Origin of the sequence: Paenibacillus plantiphilus (genome assembly GCF_927798095.1) — a bacterium.
In the GTDB taxonomy this organism is placed as follows: domain Bacteria; phylum Bacillota; class Bacilli; order Paenibacillales; family Paenibacillaceae; genus Paenibacillus_Z; species Paenibacillus_Z plantiphilus.
The window spans coordinates 1-18,121 of sequence record NZ_CAKMMF010000013.1 but is presented as its reverse complement, the minus strand read 5'-3'; the positions used below and the strand labels follow the sequence as shown (position 1 = coordinate 18,121).

Below are 18,121 nucleotides of genomic sequence, written 5' to 3'. Positions count from 1 at the left end.
TCGTCATCAATGTTTTTTCCTTTCTAGTTCAATGTGGATTTCCATGCCAAGAATGGGTGAATAACCACTAATGATGGCATCCGCTGTTCTTATTTGAAAACCCCATTGCGAATCATTTCTCGGAAACGTTACTAACAAGTCAATCTTATCACTTTGATATTGTTCCTCTAAGGCTTGCTGGAGTTGAATTTTTGACAATGACAGTCCACCAAGATATAAACTCACAGCGAGCAAGCCCGCAAATACGACCACTTTTCCTTTTCTATAAAACATACTAATGATTAAAGCGATCAAAAGTGTATATAAAACAAAAGCATCATTGCTGCGCACTATACTAAATTCAAATTCCTTTTGCGTTAACGGAAAAAGAAGAGCAACGCCATTACCGATGTAATCAATAACAAGATGACTAAGAACACTAACGGAGAACATCAGCCACGCTTTCTTAAACGTCACTGCCTTCTTCTGAAGCGTACAGAAGCCCATAGCAAACAACAGACCAAACACAGGTGCAAGCCAAATAGAATGGCCTGCCAGGTCTCCAAAAAACTTTGTACCATCTGGTGAAACACCTGCTAGTCCCCCGAATATTATCCATACACTCCGTTGACGTATAGATTCAAAGTCCTTGTTGCAAATCAAATAGACGATACTTGCACCTACTGCAAAATGAAGAAGAGCATGTATGATAAATCCCACTTTACTGGCTCCTTTGTAAACAATTCTTTTACCGTTGCAATATGCGGGATACCCGCGTCAATCGCTACAGCTTAATCGTGATCAATCCTGCGAACAAGAAGATTAAAGCGATCATTTGCAATGGCTTCAGCCTTTCTTTAAAGATTAGAACCGATCCGACAGCGATAACGAGACTGTTTGTTGCAAAAATAGGTGCGGCTATGCTGGCTTTGCCCATTTCCAAAGCAATCGCATACAATTGAAGTCCGCCATATGAGAAAAAACCGCATAATAATCCCCAACGCAATCCAACCCGCGCTTCTTTGGACAATGACGCCGATGGCGCAAAGGAGCATCCGAGAAACCATATTGAGGATAACAAATAAGCAATAAACAATACGGCGGTATTATTGAGATTAGCTGCCTCCGTTACCTTCAGTCCCCCATTGCGAAAGGTGAAGAGAACGATAGCAAGAAAGATAAGAATAAACCATTTCTTTTCTTTAATAGTAAGCGGCTCTTTTCTAACTGAAATAAGCACGACGGCGATAAGGAGCAGAACAATTCCGACAATCTCCATGCTGCCAAGCGTTTCCCTATAAATGAACATGGAAAGCAGAACAACAAAAACAATATTCATATTCACCAAGGGCGAGGACAGGCTGGCAGGTCCATATTCCAGCACCTTCATAAATAGCAGATTTCCCCACGCCGCCCCAACACCGACCACAAGACCGCCAAGCCATAAGCGCCACTCCCACCAGTTCACAGCAGCGCCTTTTAATACTCCATGAATAAAAAACAAGACTGCACCTGATGCAAACAAGCCAAATAATAAATGATAAAGCGAGCCGCGCTGCATTTGACTAACTTTCATCAGAAATCCTGATACACCGAATAATACAGCGCTCAAAACTGCTGTCAGAAACCACATGTCTAGCTTCCCCCAGTCCTTACCTGGCTCAGAAATTGATGAGGACATCAGATCCGTTACTTGCTCATTATATCCGATTTTGAATAAATTACCAATTAATAAATGTACAGCACAAAAACGGCAAAGAGAGATCGCTGCGATCTCTCTTTGCCGATTAGGCCAGCATGAAGTGTGAATAATCTTCCATCTTTATGGATGCGGCGGCTGCAGCAGCTCTATATTACGAGCATCTGCTATATCCGCAATTGCTGCATGTGCGGCAGCCTTCCACATTGATAAGTGATGCTGAGCCGCAAGATGGACAGAGGTCTCTGGAGGTGATGTTGGCAGCACCTGCCAAGCTGCTGCTTGCATCCTCGTATGGAGCAGCCTCTGTTCCTCCGCCATTCTTCGCTGTCTCGCCATGAGCTAGCGCAGGATCATCAGGTTGGCTAGACGCAGAACCACTGACTTCCAACGGATCATCCAGCGACAAATGGTTCTCCAGCGCCTTCGCCACTGCATCCGCTATCGATTCAACGCGGTTCACACCGAATCCGATTGCGCCTGAACCGCCTATGCCCTTCAAATGCTTAATGAGCAGCTTCACTTTGTTGCCATGATCGCCATAGCGCAGGAAGAGCGAGCATACGCGGCCAAGCGCCTCCGCCATTGCGAATACGTCCGAGCCGGCCTTGCCGACGTTCAGGAAGATTTCTCCAGGCGAGCCGTTCAAATCATTGATCGTAATATAAGCCATGCCGAACGGCGTGTTAATCTTGTAGGTTGCTCCTCTTAACACTTGCGGCCTGTTCTTGTAGGCTTTGTCCACGACCTGCTCCGCTGCCTTAACTGCAGAAGCCTGCAATACCGGGGCTATTTCCGTCTCCGCAGATTCGCCTGTTGCATCCGTCTTGCCCGCTTCCACCGTTTTATCATCCGTAGTCTCAGCAGTCGTATCCTCCGCCTTGTCCGTGCTTAACACCTGCACATCACGGCTGCCGTCACGATAGATGGTCACGCCTTTGCAGCCAAGCTCGAACGCCAGCTCATACAGTCGCTTCGTCTCTTCGACAGTGAAGTCGTTCGGGCAATTCGCCGTCTTGGAGATGGAGCTGTCCACCCAGCGCTGGATAACAGCCTGCACCCGAATATGATCCTCTGCCGATAGACTCATCGCCGTCACATAATAATCTGGCAGCTCCTGACCCGGATTGGCATCCTTCCAGCTCTGTGCGATTGGCACCAGCTGCTTGTCATAGCCCAATCGGCTCTGCCGGTAATATTCGAAGGCGAAATACGGCTCAATGCCTGTTGAGGTTCCCACCATCGTACCTGTACTGCCCGTTGGCGCCTGCGTAATGACGGTTACGTTGCGAATGCCGCGTTTCCTGACCGCTTCTCCCACCTCAGGGAACGCATCGATCATATTGCGCATGAAGCCGCTTTGCTCATACTTGTCCGCCTCGAAGGCAGGGAATGATCCTTTCTCAGCGGCAATTTCCGTTGAAGCCAGATAGGATTCCCGTGCAATGAAGCCATACAGCTTATCGAGAAACTCCAGCGACTCTGCGCTTCCATAACGGACGCCCAGCTTGATCATCAGCTCCGCTAGCCCCATCGTACCAAGCCCGACACGCCGCTCCCGCTTCTGATTCCGTTCATTCTCTTCAAAATGATACGGCGTTGCATCAATGACATTATCGAGGAAACGAACCGACCACTTCGTAACCTTGGACAACTCATCCCAATCGACATCGTGATTGGCCTCATCATAGAACTTCGACAGATTGATCGCCGACAGATTGCATACGCCCCAGGCAGGAAGCCCCTGCTCACCGCAAGGATTCGTGCATATGATGGGGTTGAAGTACCAGCTGTTGGACATCTGATTATAGTACTCCATGAACACGACACCCGGCTCAGCCGACTTCCATGCACACTCGATGATCGTATGCCATACTTCACGAGCGCTGACGCTCTTGTACGGAATGACTTTGCCGCCGCGCTGACGCCATTTCTCCAGATCGCCATCCCATAGCTCGTCATACTCAGGGTCCTTCGTATCAGGGAACACCAGCTCCCAGTCCAGATCCTCCTTCACTGCCCGCATGAAGTCATTGCTCACGCAAACAGACAGGTTTGCATTCGTAACTTGACCCATTGTTTGCTTGACTGTGATGAAATCCAGAAGATCAGGATGCCAATCGTTGATCATCAGCATAAGTGCGCCTCTGCGGCTCCCGCCCTGCTCAATGAGTCCAGTCGTATAGCTGAACAATCCCCCCCAAGATACAGAACCGCTGGAGGAGCCATTCACACCCGCAACGATTGCCCGTCGTGGGCGAAGAGAGGACAAATTAATACCGACACCGCCGCCGCGAGCCATAATTTCCGTCATCTCTGACAGGGTCTTCATAATGCCGCCTCTGCTGTCATGAGGGGACGGGATGACATAGCAGTTGAACAGCGTCAGCTCCTCGCTCGCTCCTGCCCCGGCAGCAATGCGCCCGCCTGGAACGAGCTTCCAGTCATCCAGCGCATAGCGAAACCGCTCCTGCCACAGCTTCTGGCTCTCTGCTGTCTCTTCGACAGAAGAGATCGCTTGCGCGAGCCGGTCCCACATCTCGCCTGGCGTCTTCTCCACCGTTAGCGTCAGCTTCTCGACCGAAGACTGAACGATATCTCCGGAGCGAAGGCGGACGGACACCTCTCCCCCGCTGCGCGCAATAACCTCTCCGACTTCCTTGGCCGGAAACTTAGGATCATCCTTCGTTAGGACGAGGACAACATCGCCAACCTTTGTATCATTCGAATTCGCATTTTTCCATGCGTATCGATCCAGAAATATTTTCTCGCTAAGCCCTTCCAGCACGCCAACCTGCTTCGTCACCATTCCGCGTACGCCTCCCACAATCAGCTCAAGGTAATAGAAAATTGATAAAAATTACTATATATAGTGTCCTGAGTTGATTATATCATACAATATATTGATTCAAAGCTTCATTTTCGCCCAAATTCCGTTCATCTTATCCTCTGAATCACGGCTGTTCTTCTATTATCTTCACCGAGCATACGATTTACTTCCTTTTCGATTGCTTGACGAATTTCAACTTTTTTGTACGCGCTAATCTTATGAAATTGTTCCTGCAAGGCCATACTAAGAGCAATCAATCCAATCCCTTCCTTGGAAAGGAGATCCTTCTCACGTGCACTCGACGACGAACAACACTTTCAAAGGAGAAATGCCGCCGGCTGCTGTCAGTCGCAAGCTGCACGCCAATGCGGACATACAGTTCGACCGCAGCTGGCTTCATAACCTTCAGGAACGTGCAGACCGCAATGGTCCTTGGGATGACTGGACGATGTACCAGCTCGCCATTGAGGCCGAGCAATCCAAGCTGATCAGCAGCTTCGACGATCTTCAATGCATGCGCAGCCTGCCCGCATTCGAGCCCATGCAGCATCAGATCAGCACAGCGCGCAGAGTGCTTCATGAAATGAGCGGTCGCGCCATTCTTGCCGACGAGGTAGGATTGGGCAAGACGATTGAAGCCGGGCTAGTCCTCAAGGAATATATGGTGCGCGGTCTCGTTCGCCGTGCGCTTATTCTCGTCCCTGCTTCTCTTGTGCTGCAATGGGTGCGTGAGCTGAACCAGAAATTCGGCATATCCGCGATTGCTCAGAAGAAGGAGCATACATGGCAATACGATGTCGTCGTTGCTTCCATAGATACAGCCAAACGAGATCCGCATCGCGATATATTGCTGGGACAGGATTATGACATCCTGATTATCGATGAAGCGCATAAGCTTAAGAATAAGAAGACGACCAATTACCAATTCGTCAATCAGCTGCGCAAGAAATACTGTCTGTTGCTTACAGCAACGCCCGTACAGAACAATATGGACGAGCTCTACAATCTGATCACCCTGCTCAAACCGGGGCAGCTTGGAGGCCAGAGCGATTTTGCCGCTAACTTCGTTGTTGATAAGCGTATTCCCAAGAATGAAGACCAGTTGCAGCAAGCGCTGTCCACCGTAATGATCCGCAATCGGCGAGGCGATGGCGGCATTCAATTCACCAAACGCATCGTCAGGAATATCGAGCTGTCCCTCTCTCCTGAAGAGCAAGCACTATACGATGCCGTAACCTCCTTCGTACGGGAACGATACGACGAAAGCGGCGGCGATCTATCCAGCATGCTGTCGCTCGTAACGCTCCAACGGGAGGTGTGCAGCAGCCGGGATGCGGTGTTTCTAACGCTTGTCAACATGTTTAAGAAGACATCCGAGGACTCGCCCGTCCGCGCGAAAATATGGCAGCTTGTAGAGGTCATTAAAGGCATTCAAGCCAACACCAAAGCTGAGAAAACGATGTCGCTCATCAACGAAATGAACGATAAGGTGATTATATTCACCGAATATCGGGCGACCCAGGAATATCTGCTGCAATATTTGAGATCACAGCAAATTGTCGCTGTTCCGTATCGCGGAGGCATGAATCGGGGTAAGAAAGATTGGATGATGGATTTGTTTCGCGGACGCGCTCAAGTACTGATAGCGACCGAAGCCGGAGGCGAAGGCATCAATCTGCAGTTCTGCCACAACATTATCAACTTCGATCTGCCCTGGAATCCAATGCGGGTTGAGCAGCGGATCGGACGCGTACATCGCCTTGGCCAGACAAATGATGTTCATATTTACAACTTGTGCACACTTGGAACAATAGAGGAGCATATCGTCGGATTGCTGCACGAGAAAATTAATTTGTTCGAGCTCGTTATCGGTGAGCTGGATCATATCCTTGAACGCTTCGAAAAGAAGGACGGCTCGATTGAGCAAAAGCTTGCAAAGGCAATGCTGGAGGCCGGGAACACATCTGATCTGCGCAAGCGAATTGATGATCTCGGCAATTCAATCAGCCGCGTCAAAGAAGAAGTAGAAGCCGAGGAGCCGCTTGATGCTTCCGCTATTCATGCCGTAATGAATTCGATTGCTGGACAGTCCGTGGAGGTGAGGCCTTGAACGAGAAACAAGTTCATAAGTTCGTTCAGCGATATTTGGAGACGACAGACTGCCGCATTATCGAGAAATCGCCGGCACACTTCCATGTCAAGCTGTCCCCGCGTGCTGACCGCGACTTGACGAATCGCCCGTTCTATTGGAGCTTTGTCGATCGTACCGGCGCTGATCCGGAGACGATGTCCATGCTGCTTGTGACCGACAAACAGAAATACGAAACCTCTATAAATAACGGCGGTTCGGGCAACGGCGCAGCAGCAGCGCCCAGTTCGCAGGATGAGGCAGCCAATGCTGCGCTTGGTCGATCATTGGGTTATGTGCATGGCACGCTCCATACATCCATGCGTGTGCCGCGCGAGGAATTGCATTACGGCTCGCGCAAGCTGGAACAGCTTTTCGAATCGGCCAAGGGCGGCGGAAGCTATGTATGTCTGTTTCAAGAACCCGATAAGCGCGGTATCCATCCGCATCAATCGACTGCATACACAGCATGGCTGGGTGTTAACTTGAAGATTGAATTCGCTTGTGATCAAAAGCGAGAGGAAATATATTCCATAGGTGTGTCGCTAGCAACCGGACAACATATAGAACAATTTCATGATCGGCTGCTGGAGCTGCGGCTAACCCCCCGTCTTCCGCCCAATGTGCATATTGCGAAGAACGCCGTATCTCTTCATAAAGCGGCCGCAATGATAGAGCAGACGATGGAGCGCAGACTCAAGAGCTATGATTTCAACTGGGCTGTTTCTGCGGCTGTACGGCTTCAGGATGAGCTTAATACGATAGAGCATTATTACGACCCTCTTATTCAATCGGCGGAGGAGGAGCATCGCGCTGCTATACAGGAGCAATATGAACGGCGAAGGAATGAGATTCGGTGGCAGTATGAGCCACGCGTTGCCGTATCCGCCATAAACTGCGGAATATTTCATCTTCAAGGGATCAGATAACGAGGATGTGACAAGAAGAAGAAGCTGGAAGTGCTCGTTCGTTTAGAAGCGGCAAAAATAGAACAGAGCCTGTCCCATTCCGCCCGACAGGTTCCTACAGCCTTCTCGGCACGCCTTCGTTACAATGACGTTAGGCGAATCCAAAAGGAAGAAGCAGGTGAGTTACCATGCGCAAATGGGTTGTATTATATACGGCTGTTGTCATGCTTATTACAAGCTCCCAAACGACAGCGGCCGCGCAAGGAGGCACAGGCGGCCCCACCCTGAAGACAGAGGCTCGCACAGCCTTGCAGCAGCAGGTGCAGATTTGGCAGCAGTCGTTGTCCAAACAGCCGCTATTCGAATCGTGGCAGGATGCGAATCCCAATATCGTTCCAATTGGACCTGGCCTTCACGGGTGGCTCGTTACCCTTCGGCTGGACAATAAGCCTGTTGGATATATGATTATCCATGCAACCCAGGATGGCGGGTTTGCCCTTGGAGAATATGGGGTCGGCGATCGGCCTGCCTTTGATCCCAATACGTTGTACGAGTCGCTTGTACGGCAGGGCTTCTATGAAACCTATGCCGATGCTGCCAGCCGAAAGCTGAAGCTGGAGCGCAATTATATTCATCCGCTGCAGGCGGTTTGGAAATGGACGGCTCCCGAAGGAGATATCTACTATTTGGATGCATGGACAGCAGAAATGCTTCCCATTGATGAACAACAGTGGCAGCAGCAGACGAGCAAGCTTAATAAGCCACTCATTCAGGACAATGCGTCACTGATTAAGCAGCTGTCTGCGGCACGCACCAATCGTGCTTTCGATCCGTATGAAAGAATGCCCTGGCTTACCAAATCCCCGCTCACAGCTGATCAAATGAAGCAGCTGCCCCTCCTGCTTGACCGCAAGACAGAGATTCGCTTTACCGCTGAGCTGTACGATGAATCGGTGCTGTTCGTATGGCCTGCTGTTGGTTATCATCAGTGGGATCATAACAACCTGTTTGTCGCTTTCGATCAGCTCGGGACAAGGTATGTGCCACTGGATACCCTCTCTTCCGATGGTCGCTTTTACCGTTAAAGCACTTCCTTGACTGCTTGGCTGCTAATGGAGGAGGATGGTGGGGATTCCGCTTCCTCCTGCTGCTCTGAGCCCTTGCTGCGCCACCAGAGCGCGAGGCCAAGCGGTGCGATTCCGAACCATCTTGTCAGCCAAGGCTCCCTTGCAGCTTTGGCTTTCTCACGGTTCAGCTTGCGATCCTCCTGCGATGTCTCCATATATTGCACGACCTGAACTGTCATATATTTAATCAGCTCTTCACTTTTGTCCGCCATTGCCAAGACCCCCTCGCATAAGCTTATCCTTTACTTCATTAGTGTCTCCCCTAACGAAACTGTTCAAACATGAATGAATTGGCATCCGATGTGCCACGCTAACGATAGCACCTGCGAACTGAACATGGGAGGAATACACAATAATGACATTCACGAAAAGAATGAAAACAAACGGCCTGAAGCGTCCCTTCTTGCTTGGGTTCCTCTGCTGGCTCCTGCTGCATGGCAGCTGTTTCCCCAATGGAGTAGCCGCTTATACCACCGGCATACCCGATATGATGTCGAACGAGACCGTCCAGCCTCCTCCGATAATTGGAGGACCGCATTATCAGCGCGCACTGCCAACCGCAGACATCATTATCGACGCCGGTCATGGCGGTATTGATGGAGGCGCCCATTACAAGGAAGTGCTGGAGAAGGATATCAACTTAGCTGTCGCAAGGAGAGTCTATCTGCTGCTGCGAAGCAGCGGTGTTCGCGCCATCCTTAATCGCAACGGGGATTATGCGCTCAGCGATGACAATCGCTGGCATCCAAGCCGCTCCAGACATAAACGCGATCTATCCCAGCGCGGTCAATTATCCGGCGAAATTCAGACAAACATCGTGATCAGCATTCATGTTAATTGGGCCAAAAATCCGGACGTGCGCGGTCCTCTCGTCCTCCATCAGGAGGAAGGACAAAGCGCGCTGCTTGCTTATTGCATTCAGGATACGTTGAACAGGCAGCAGCAGACGCGCTTTATCCCAAGGCTTGGCAAGCCGTTCTACTTGCTCAATGTCATCAAGCAGCCGGCAGTCATTGTTGAAATGGGCTTCATCAGCAATGAGGGGGATCGGCATATGCTCACTGATCCTCGCAAGCAGCATCAGGTTGCTTCAGCTATCGCCTCAGGGGTGCGGAATTATATCCTTCTCCGGTAGAATCAGCATTTCGGACAATCGAACAAAGCTTGCCTGGCGCTTCAGCTGCGGTATTGCATCCCTGATAACCGCAGCTGTTTTCTTGCCCGGCGGTCCGACATGTCCAATGACAACACATGAAGAATTGGACTCCAGATGCTTGCTCGTGATGCCGATCTGCTTGGCGATATGCTGGATTGTATAAACATCGTCCAGGAACACCTGATTCGAGAGCAGCTCAACACCCAGCTCTGCGGCCAGCTTGGGAACAACTGTCTTATAGGTCGTCCGGCTATCAAGAAAAAACATCCCATGCTCCTTCACAACGGACAGCACAATGCGCATAACTCGCTCATCCGCTGTTGCTTTGGAGCCCATATGATTGTTCATTCCGCGTGCATAAGGAACATCCTGGATAGCAGCTTCCACCCGTGCGCGAATTTCTTCATCGCTGAGATTCGTCATTATAGCGCCCGGGCCGAGCCATTCCGGCTTGCCACGCATCGGCTCCATCGGTAGGTGGACGATGACCTCGTGTCCGCGCTTATGCAGCAGCTCAGCCTCCTGCTTCGTTGTCGGCATAAATGGCATTATCGCTGCGGTAAAATGTATCGGCAGCTCCATCATTTCCGTTGTACCATCCATACCATTGCCGAAGTCATCAATGACGATGGCCAGCTTGCGCTCAGACTGGTGACTTAACTCCAATGACGGGCCATCAATTGCTAATTTCTCGGCATACCCTACCCCTACATCTGACATTAACAGCATGGACAGCAATGCGAGCATGGAACATATTGCAATCCGTTTAGCATATTTACTCCTGTATCTCAATCTCTTCACATCCTCTCGTCGATTACTCACATTGTTTGTGAAGAGACGATAAAATATGTGCGGCAGATTGTTGCATGACAGCAGCAAGAGAGAGACCGCCGCGATCGTCATTACAATAATGACATCGCAATGGTCCCTCTCTCCTTACCTCTAGACACTCCTGCCTAACGGACAGGGATCATGAGACATTTCCATTAGTATCCGCTTGATTTGTGTCCGTCAGAGCCACCTGTTTTATCTCCGCCTGTGCCGCCTGTACGATCGCCGCCTGTACCTCCAGTACGATCTCCACCTGTGCCGCCTGTACGGTCGCCGCCTGTGCCACCCGTTTTATCGCCATGTGTGTTTTGGCCGCCTGTGCCGCCAGTGTTATTTGACATCTTATCTCCTCCTTATTTTTGAAGATAATATATCATATGAGCAGAATCTATTAATTGTGATAGACGATGGCTTGATTTTCATATAATGATATCCCTTTTTCATAGAATGTCAGTCAAAGGAAATTAACAGCATATGTCGAAATCTATACGCTATGATGACTAAAACAAAAGTAAGCCTTATACTGCTCCTATTCTTAATACTTATTACCGCTCTTCGACTTGTCTGGATAGAATGGCAGAAGACCCCGCCTCAACCGCATGCTGTTCAGGGTCAGCTGGATGTGCGAGACTGGAATTTCGACTCGAACCGCTCCGTTTCGTTGAAGGGACAGTGGGAATTTTATCCCCATGAGCTGATTATGAAGGAAGATGCTGGATCGTCGCCTGCTGCCAGCAGAGCAGCAGCAGGCTTTATTGATGTTCCGCAAAGTTGGGGCAAGGCTCTATCTCCATCTGACGGCTCCCCGATTGGATACGGGTCCTATCGGCTGTTTATCAAAGTGAACCCTGATGAGCGTCGTCACTACAGTATTCGAGTTGCTAATATTCCATCAGCCTCCGCCCTTTTTGTAGACGGCAAGCTCCTTGGCAGGTCTGGAGAGCCCGCAGCAGCTATAGACCAGCATACTGCTAGCAATATGCCCTATACGGTGACCTTTACAACGAATAAGAATGAGATTGACGTTGTCATCCAAGTGGCGAATTTCTACAATCATGAAAAGGGCGGGATCTTTCAAGAAATCAGATTCGGAAGCGATACGACCGTTGCCAAAGAAGTCCAATTCTCTCGAACGCTTCAATTGCTCGTATCCATCGTCCTGCTCATGCATGTTATATATGCGATCATTCTTTATTTGATCGGAATTCGGCAACGTGTATTGCTTTTCCTGTCGCTGCTCGTTAGCTTCGCCATCATTACGATTCTGACTTCTGATGATCTGCTGCTGTTTGATTGGCTTCAGGTCAACTACGAATGGTTCATCAAAATCAGGATGCTTGCCTATCTGGGTTCAGCTTTGCTACTGCTTGAATTTGTCAAACGACTGCTGCCGGAATATTATTCGATCCGATTGTTTCGCTGGCTCACATGGACAAGCATTGTCTACTGCTGCTTCCTTATTGTTCTGCCGTTTGAACAAGTGATAAATATTAAGCAGATCCATTCATTCCTGGTCTGGATTCCGTTCCTGATTGTTCCCGTCCTGATGCTTCTGACAACCTTGAGAAGAGATAAGGATGCTATCTATTTATTGCTGGGAGCGACAAGCATCTCTGTCAATATGGTATGGGGATTTCTTAAAAGCTCCATATGGGTAGAATTAACCTATTATCCGATTGATATGATCATTACGTTTATCGCATTTGCAACCTTCTGCTTCAAGCGTTACTTCCGAACAGCTGTACAAACAACGAAGCTGGCTGAACAGTTGAAAGCCTCAGACCAGCTGAAGGATGATTTTCTGGCGAATACTTCCCATGAATTGCGCAATCCTCTTCACGGAATTATTAATATAGCTCAGACCGTGCTGGATAGTGAACGCCAGAATATCGACAATGCCAATGTCAAAAGCATGGAGCTGCTTGTTACGATCGGGCGGCGCATGTCCTTCGTACTGAATGATCTGCTTGATTTGACGCTTCTCAAGGAAAGCGGAATCCGCTTGCAACCCGCAAGTATTCAAATACAGCCTGTCGCAGCAGGAGTGCTTGATATGCTGCGATTCATGACAGAGGGCAAGCCCGTTCGTTTCATCAACAGCATCAAGGCTTCGTTTCCCAATGTACATGCCGATGAGAACCGGCTGATCCAAATTCTGTTCAATCTGCTGCATAACGCCTTGAAATATACGAATGAAGGGCACATAACAATCGATGCCCGCATTGTAGATGGAAAGGCCTGCATTCTCATCCGCGATACGGGAATAGGGATGGATGAGGAGACACAACAATCGATATTCAAGCCTTATCATCAGGGAGCTTACACTATAGGGGAGCTCGGGGGCGGAATCGGACTCGGATTAAGTATATGCAAGCAATTGGTGGAGCTGCATGGCGGCAAATTGGAGGTTCAATCCATTCCGGGTCAAGGCTCTGAATTCTCCTTCACACTGCCTCTATCCGTTTCGAATGAAGGATCGCAGCTGTCTGCGGCTCCCTCATCACTGATTAACAAGCAAACCGCTGCTGCGCTTGCTTCCGACGAAATTGCTCCTGTGGTTATTCAGGAGCAGCAGCCTGCCGCAGATCGACCCAAAATTCTGGTTGTTGACGATGATCCGTTGAATCTAACGATACTTGTCCAAATTCTGTCCCTGGAGCAATACGAAATCGTTACAACGACAACCAGCGCGGACGCCTTGTCAATGCTGGATAATAGTGAATGGGACCTGCTCATTTCCGATGTTATGATGCCCCGGATGTCAGGCTACGAACTAACAAGTGCTGTTCGCAAGCGTTTCTCCAGCTCAGAGCTTCCAGTTCTGCTCTTAACTGCTCGCAGCCGAGCTGAAGATGTAGAAGCAGGGTTCTTGTCGGGAGCCAATGACTATGTTTCCAAACCTGTGGATGCAATCGAATTAAGATCTCGGGTACGCGCCTTGACCGCGCTTAAGCGGTCTGTGCGCGAACGGTTCCGCATGGAGGCAGCTTGGCTGCAGGCTCAGATACAGCCCCACTTCTTGTTCAATACATTAAATTCGATTGCTGCGCTAAGTGAGATCGATTCCGCTAGAATGGTTGCCTTAATTGAGAGATTCGGCCATTATTTGCAGGCGAGCTTTGATTTCCGAAATACAGAACGCTTTGTGCAAATCCAACATGAGCTGGAGCTGGTTCGAGCCTATCTGTTTATTGAGAAGGAACGATTCGAAGAAAGACTGCAAGTAAACTGGGAAGTACCCGAGCATATGAAGTTCCTAATCCCGCCTCTTTCGATTCAGCCTCTCGTTGAGAACGCTGTCAGACATGGCATCATGAAGCGAATACGAGGCGGAACATTGCACATCAAGATCACGGATCATGACAGCTATGCTGAGATAATCATTGCAGATGACGGTGTCGGCATGGATGATGTGAATGTACTACAGTACCCTTCTGCTGGCAGCAGTTATGAGCGAATATCGGGTGTCGGCTTGCACAATACGGATCGACGGCTGAAGCAAATCTACGGCAAAGGGCTTCAAATCGAGAGTGAACCGAATAAAGGAACAACCATCACCTTCATCGTTTACAAATAGAGGTAAGTCCAGTCCATGAAGCATATCGGACTGGACTTACCTCTATTCCATTTCCCGCGTTGCCGGGAATCATCTAACAAAAGGAACCGGCTAAGGGGTTGTCCCTTAACCGGTCCTTTTATTTAGTAAAGCATTCTCATGTTGTCTGATGCCAATAGCAGGCTGCTATCGATACAGCATCATTCATTTCTCTAGGATGAAGAATCAGTCGTAAAGAAACGAATCAATTCTTCTCCACCCTCGGCACGAGGGCTGTACTCATGATTATTGGACGCTTCTTCTATTTCCTTGAATGCCCAGTGTGTCAGTGCAACATCCGGCCAGCTCGATTTCTCTACTCCGAATAGTGGCCCTCGTTCGAACAATCGGTTAATTGTAGTGACCGCTTCTGCGCGCGTTAACATTTTTTGCGGCAAGAAGGTGCCATCCGGGTAACCTTTCATAATACCTGTCTGGTTCAAAGAATCAATCGCGCCTGCTGCCCAGTGCTTCTTAATATCCGGGTAGTAGGTCGATGCTTTGAAAGTAATATCCGTAGTCAATTCTTTGTACGTTGCGCTGATCAACGCCAGCTCAGCACGCGTTATGAGCGCATCTGGCTTGAAGCTGCCATCCGGGTAACCTTTCATTAATCCTGCTTCAGTTGCAACCTTGATGTAATTAGCAGCCCAATGCTTGCTTGCAACATCGGTGTAATTGATATTAGCTAGACCGCCCAGGAGTTCCGCAGGCAGATTGCGCGCCAGAATAGCCGCTATTTCTGCTCTAGTGATGGAACGTTCTGGTTTGAAGGTTTTGTCCGGATATCCATTTACATATTTATAGTGAGCTTTATGAGCTGGCCATTCCACAATGGCAAATGTACCATTCTTGGATGCACCGATCTCTACACCATAGCTGCCATTGCCTAACTCGACTACTTTTCCAGCCTTCAGCCAGCTGTCGCCTTGTCCAAATTCACCGTATACAAGCAGGGAAGCGAAGAATGCCTCGCGCTCTTTCGTATCCGTTGGAATTAGCGCCGCTGGGATCGGAAGCGTAAGCGTTGATGTTTTATCCGTTAGATTCGTCTCAACCGTAAGCGGACGGCCAACGAGCTTCGGCTTGACATCCTTCTCTAGCTCTTTACTTTGAATCGCATTGTTCAGAAGCTCCTGCTGCTTCTGAGCGTCTTTAACTGGGGTCAGCTTGATTGTCGTATTGCCGCTTGGTGTACCGAATGAGGATACTGGAATACCGAGTAATCCATTTATCGTTTTCAGCTCCAATGCAACTTTTGCATCTGCCAGCTTCTCAATCGCACTCTTCTCCACATTCAGAAGAACTTCAGATACTTCGTCCTTCACATCTGGAACTACAATTCGTGCATTGCTTTGTCCAGCTGCGGCAACTTTTTGCACAGTATCTGCCGCTTTTTGTGAAGTCAGGGTCAACTCATCCTTCTTCGTTCCATCACCTGCAGGCTGACGTTTGACATCCGTTTTCTCGATGACAGTGCCTTTGCCGTTAGCTCCCGTTTCGATATCAACCGGAAGTGTCTCGCCTGTAATAATAATCGGACCGCCTGGTGTAACGACATCCTTCAGCTCAATAATTGTAAATGTACTGAATTTATTGATGTTCAGTGATAATCCGATTGGCGTTCCACTAGCGTCACGCACAACCGTTCCCTTCTCGATTGCAATTTCTCCATCGCTATGCTCGATATAAACACGCAGACGGTCGAGTGCAACATTGTTCAGATCAATACCGTTTTTGGCAAACGGAATAAATAAGGCCGTGCTATAACCTCTGTAGTTTGTTTCGATTTCCAGAGGTGTACCCACTACAGAAACCGTCTTATTCTCAAGCGTCTTAGGAAGACGATCCTTCACCTGCTGCTGCTTAGCTGGCTGTTTGATCGGAACGATCCGAATGAACAGATCCATTTTGTTCGAGCCAAGCTGCTGGATGACTGCAGGTGTAAATGCTAGAGTTGCATAATCTGTTTGCACATCCAGGTCAAAGCCGTTGTTAGCCAACTGGGAAACGGAGCCGGTCGTGACTTCAACCGCGAATTCATCCGGTGCATCGCCGGCAGCTTCATCCATATCAATAACGAGATGCTTGTCGCCTGGTGCACTATTATCGATCAGTGATTGTGTCGTGGTCTGCGTCATAATCACTTTATCAATAATGCTAGTCGAGCCGTTCGGATTCACAACGTCAATCCGAATAATCGGCAAGCTCTCTGTTACCCCTGTTTGTCCTTCAACAGCAATATTTCTGACATACTGCTCATTTACTGTTTTCGTTACTCCATTAGCTTTGACAATCAACAGGAATGTTCTAGTTTTCTCATAACCGTTTTTGAATATTTTAGCGGTTATAATAACACTTTGCTCTTGAGCCTGCCGATTAACATCCGCTGTAATCTTATTGTTAACCGGGTCTGTTATTGTAATAACAGACGGTTTGCTTGAGGTCCAATGAACATTCGTTTCATGCGGTCCAACTGTCAGCATGAAGATCGATGAGGTTACACTTTCCCAAGTATCGCCCTCAGAATAAATGATTTGAACCTCTTGTGCCGCCTTCTCCACTGCCTGCTCATCCGATAGACCAGCTGTCGCGGACGTCTTCGTGCTTTCTTGCTTGGCCACCTCTGTAATCGTCACTTGAACAACTTGGTTGCTCTCTAAACCATCATTGATCGGAACAGTTACAACAGCAGTGCTGCCGCCATTATTGGTTGCTGTACCGATGACGTCACCTTTATCATCATAGACCGTAACAGTAGCGCCTGGCGGTACATCCTTGACAATTACTTCGTCAGTGTTTGGATCAGCTACAACATCCTCTGGAGCCGCGCTCTGATCGGTTGTTGCCGTAGCATCTTTAGCAGGGCTCTCCAGTTTGCCTTGTTCAGTGATCTTAGCATCAACCACTTGGCCGTCTGTCAAGCCGCCTGGGATCGTTACTGTCACATCGCCAGTACTGCCGCCATTATTGGTTGCTGTACCGATTTCGGTGCCGTTATCGTCATAAATCGTAACGGTGGCTCCTGCTGGCACATCACCGACTACTACGGTGTCTGTCGTTGCATTCGCTGTTACATCCGTTGGTGCTGTGCTCACATCGGATGTTGCTGTTGCAGCTTTCGTTGGGCTTTCCAGTTTGTCTACTTCTGTGATCGTAGCATCAACCACTTGGCCGTCTGTCAAGCCGCCTGGGATTGTTACTGTTACATCGCCAGTACTGCCACCATTATTGTTTGCTGTACCGATTTCGGTGCCGTTATCGTCATAAATCGTAACGGTGGCTCCTGCTGGTACATCACCGACTACTACGGTGTCTGTCGTAGCATTCGCTGTTACATCCGTTGGTGCTGTGCTCACATCGGATGTTGCTGTTGCATCCTTCGTCGGGCTTTCCAGCTTGTCTACTTCTGTGATCGTAGCATCAACCACTTGGCCATCGGTCAAGCCGCCTGGGATCGTTACTGTCACATCGCCAGTACTGCCACCATTATTGGTTGCTGTACCGATTTCGGTGCCGTTATCGTCATAAATCGTAACCGTTGCTCCTGCTGGTACATCACCGACTACTACGGTGTCTGTCGTTGCATTCGCTGTTACATCCGTTGGTGCTGTGCTCACATCGGATGTTGCTGTTGCAGCTTTCGTTGGGCTTTCCAGTTTGTCTACTTCTGTGATTGTAGCATCAACCACTTGACCATCGGTCAAGCCGCCTGGGATCGTTACTGTTACATCGCCAGTACTGCCGCCATTATTGGTTGCTGTACCGATTTCGGTGCCGTTATCGTCATAAATCGTAACCGTTGCTCCTGCTGGTACATCACCGACTACTACGGTGTCTGTCGTTGCATTCGCTGTTACATCCGTTG

Annotated in this window: 12 protein-coding genes; 5 read left to right on the top strand and 7 right to left on the bottom strand. The window is 49.1% G+C overall.

All coding sequences use genetic code 11. The features are described 5' to 3' along the window. Positions 1–6: 6 nt before the first annotated feature. From L6H65_RS12720 to L6H65_RS12710, 3 genes are all read right to left on the bottom strand, one after another. Complete coding sequence (locus L6H65_RS12720; protein WP_236342915.1) at positions 7–699, bottom strand: metal-dependent hydrolase; 693 nt, start codon at positions 697–699, stop codon at positions 7–9. Positions 700–763: 64 nt separating this feature from the next. Further along, the gene (locus L6H65_RS12715; protein ID WP_236342914.1) at positions 764–1,612 is read right to left on the bottom strand and encodes a DMT family transporter; all 849 of its coding nucleotides are present in this window, start codon (positions 1,610–1,612) and stop codon (positions 764–766) included. Positions 1,613–1,832: 220 nt separating this feature from the next. Next, on the bottom strand, positions 1,833–4,487 hold the full coding sequence (locus L6H65_RS12710) for an adenosylcobalamin-dependent ribonucleoside-diphosphate reductase (protein ID WP_236342913.1): 2,655 nt from the start codon (positions 4,485–4,487) through the stop codon (positions 1,833–1,835). A 349-nt stretch (positions 4,488–4,836) separates the two neighbouring features. Between L6H65_RS12710 and L6H65_RS12705 the strand changes: the two genes are divergently transcribed. The 3 genes from L6H65_RS12705 to L6H65_RS12695 all read left to right on the top strand — a co-directional run bounded on the left by L6H65_RS12705 (position 4,837) and on the right by L6H65_RS12695 (position 8,629). Then, positions 4,837–6,618 (top strand): DEAD/DEAH box helicase, encoded by a 1,782-nt coding sequence (locus L6H65_RS12705; RefSeq protein WP_236343046.1) that lies wholly within the window; start codon positions 4,837–4,839, stop codon positions 6,616–6,618. Next, positions 6,615–7,565: a YqhG family protein gene (locus tag L6H65_RS12700; RefSeq protein ID WP_236342912.1), complete on the top strand. Its 951-nt coding sequence runs from the start codon at positions 6,615–6,617 to the stop codon at positions 7,563–7,565. Before L6H65_RS12705 ends, L6H65_RS12700 begins: the two co-directional genes overlap by 4 nt. A gap of 167 nt (positions 7,566–7,732) precedes the next feature. Continuing rightward, positions 7,733–8,629 carry a hypothetical protein gene (locus L6H65_RS12695; RefSeq protein ID WP_236342911.1) on the top strand — a complete coding sequence of 299 codons (897 nt, stop codon included), beginning with the start codon at positions 7,733–7,735 and terminating at the stop codon, positions 8,627–8,629. Here L6H65_RS12695 and L6H65_RS12690 read toward each other — a convergent pair. After that, positions 8,626–8,883 (bottom strand): YqzE family protein, encoded by a 258-nt coding sequence (locus L6H65_RS12690; protein WP_236342910.1) that lies wholly within the window; start codon positions 8,881–8,883, stop codon positions 8,626–8,628. The genes L6H65_RS12695 and L6H65_RS12690 overlap by 4 nt on opposite strands. 143 nt (positions 8,884–9,026) lie before the next feature. On the opposite strand from L6H65_RS12690, the gene L6H65_RS12685 reads away from it, so the two are divergent. Further along, the gene (locus tag L6H65_RS12685; protein ID WP_236342909.1) at positions 9,027–9,806 is read left to right on the top strand and encodes an N-acetylmuramoyl-L-alanine amidase family protein; all 780 of its coding nucleotides are present in this window, start codon (positions 9,027–9,029) and stop codon (positions 9,804–9,806) included. Here the strand turns inward: L6H65_RS12685 and L6H65_RS12680 are convergent. Beyond that, positions 9,774–10,619, bottom strand: a complete 846-nt coding sequence (locus L6H65_RS12680; RefSeq protein ID WP_236342908.1) for a divergent polysaccharide deacetylase family protein — start codon at positions 10,617–10,619, stop codon at positions 9,774–9,776. The genes L6H65_RS12685 and L6H65_RS12680 overlap by 33 nt on opposite strands. A gap of 194 nt (positions 10,620–10,813) precedes the next feature. Beyond that, positions 10,814–10,999: a hypothetical protein gene (locus L6H65_RS12675; protein WP_236342907.1), complete on the bottom strand. Its 186-nt coding sequence runs from the start codon at positions 10,997–10,999 to the stop codon at positions 10,814–10,816. 152 nt (positions 11,000–11,151) lie between these two features. Between L6H65_RS12675 and L6H65_RS12670 the strand changes: the two genes are divergently transcribed. Next, positions 11,152–14,235 carry an ATP-binding protein gene (locus L6H65_RS12670; RefSeq protein WP_236342906.1) on the top strand — a complete coding sequence of 1,028 codons (3,084 nt, stop codon included), beginning with the start codon at positions 11,152–11,154 and terminating at the stop codon, positions 14,233–14,235. Between the two features lie 191 nt (positions 14,236–14,426). On the opposite strand, the gene L6H65_RS12665 is transcribed toward L6H65_RS12670, so the two are convergent. Then, positions 14,427–18,121: S-layer homology domain-containing protein (locus tag L6H65_RS12665; protein WP_236342905.1), on the bottom strand; the 3,695-nt coding region annotated here is incomplete at its 5' end.